The following is a 1,547-nucleotide window of genomic DNA, read 5'->3' as shown; positions in this document are numbered from 1 at the left end:
CATAACTATATGCTGCTGGCATGCTTACCATCACTACTATAAATCCATATCTTACCTTTTTTGGACTATTATGAGAAGTGCTATAATTTTCAGCATGCCATAAAAGCACTATATGCAGACAGAGCATATGACAGACATAAACTCTATAAATTGTGTGATGAATGCGGCATAAAGACAAAAATTCCTCCAAAAAAACAATGCAGCAGAGCATCCAAAGTATGGCAGAGAGAAATGCTGCAATTAGACTAATAAAGTCATACAGCGAAGATGGAATGAAGAGGTGGAAAAGGCAAACAAACTACGGAAAAAGATCTTATGTAGAAAGTTTTTTCTCGCGACTGAAACAAACATTCGGGTTTAATTTTCGGAACAAATCTGAAATTAATCGTGGGAAGGAACTGCTACTCAAGTGTTATTTGCTTAATCAATTTACTGACATTGGTATGGCTAAATTTGAAATGGCTACATGAATTTATCGTAAATTACCACCGCATAGTTGTAACATTGTACCATATTACAATGTTCGTACAGTTGTGTGCGCGACCGGGGGTTTTATACTATTCTAGAAGCAACATACGGAAAAGGGGGGATTCGAACCCCCGACATATTTTCATATGTGCACGCTTTCCAAGCGTGTGCTTTAGACCACTCAGCCACCTTTCCATGCTTATTCATAATATTGAAAATTGTACTGCTAAACAATATAAAAACCTGGTATATAGGGTTCACCACGAAAATTCACAGTATTGTTAAACTTGCTTCTGCAAGTTGGAAATGTTTTATCGCAACCTGCGAGTATTGAATATTTATCTCCAGCAAAAATTTGGTATGGAGGCGAAGTAAACAACGTAACTACTTTATTTTTATATTCTTTTACTACACCTTCAAACGCTATTGAGCCAAAGAATTTTACTACTCCGTGCTTATAATATTCATCACTCTCAGTTAAATTCGTGTCTTCAAATCTTCTTTCATCTATTACTTTAGTGATTGTACTTATTTTACTAAATTTTTTAGTATCGGCTTTACATTTATCATCGCAAAATTGTGCTCTGCATGCAGGAGAGTATAATTCTGCTATGCTTCTCTCAAGCTTTGCTGAGAGCCCTCTAATTTCAGCAATAAATCTTCCACTACTTAATGTCACTTTACCAAAAATTCCTGAATGTAGATTCATTGTTCCCTGGGTCAAGTCTTTATAATTCACAAGAAATATCTCAATATTTGCAAAGTCGTACTTTCCTGATAAAACATCTTTTTCTTTGATATCAACACTATTTAATATTCCCTCAATTTCCAAATTATCAGTCTTTAAATCGCTGTTTAATATTATACTACTGGCTGTAAATCCACTTGAAGATTTATAGAGTATATTATCAATATTTAAGTCTTCATCATAGTCAGTGAATCCCATTACTTCTCCACCTGCAAGCGTTAATTTCCAGCACGTAGCAGTGGTAAGTATAGCATTTCTCATAATAGTCCGAACAGGTCATAGGAAGGCAGAATCAACAGCACGACGAAAGGATTCGAATAGAGGAATGTTT

General features: G+C 35.2%; 1 protein-coding gene, 1 tRNA gene and 1 pseudogene. 1 reads left to right on the top strand and 2 read right to left on the bottom strand.

Features of this window, described 5'->3' with window-relative positions:
* Positions 1 to 99: 99 nt before the first annotated feature.
* A pseudogene (locus OZD66_RS01415) lies at positions 100 to 470 on the top strand (transposase); the annotation flags it as partial.
* A gap of 106 nt (positions 471 to 576) precedes the next feature.
* Here the strand turns inward: OZD66_RS01415 and OZD66_RS01410 are convergent.
* A tRNA-Ser gene (locus OZD66_RS01410) sits at positions 577 to 663 on the bottom strand.
* 31 nt (positions 664 to 694) lie between these two features.
* Complete coding sequence (locus tag OZD66_RS01405) at positions 695 to 1,477, bottom strand: DUF2163 domain-containing protein (protein WP_182366383.1); 783 nt, start codon at positions 1,475 to 1,477, stop codon at positions 695 to 697.
* Positions 1,478 to 1,547 lie beyond the last annotated feature (70 nt).

The sequence above is a fragment of the Wolbachia endosymbiont of Drosophila baimaii genome, assembly GCF_028982185.1.
GTDB classification, from domain to species: Bacteria; Pseudomonadota; Alphaproteobacteria; order Rickettsiales; family Anaplasmataceae; genus Wolbachia; species Wolbachia pipientis.
This window is presented reverse-complemented; position numbering and strand designations above follow the sequence as displayed.

Coding starts and splice junctions, on each gene's coding strand:
- OZD66_RS01405 (WP_182366383.1), bottom strand. CDS start 1,477: ATGAGAAATGCTATACTTACCACTGCTACGTGCTGGAAATTAACGCTT.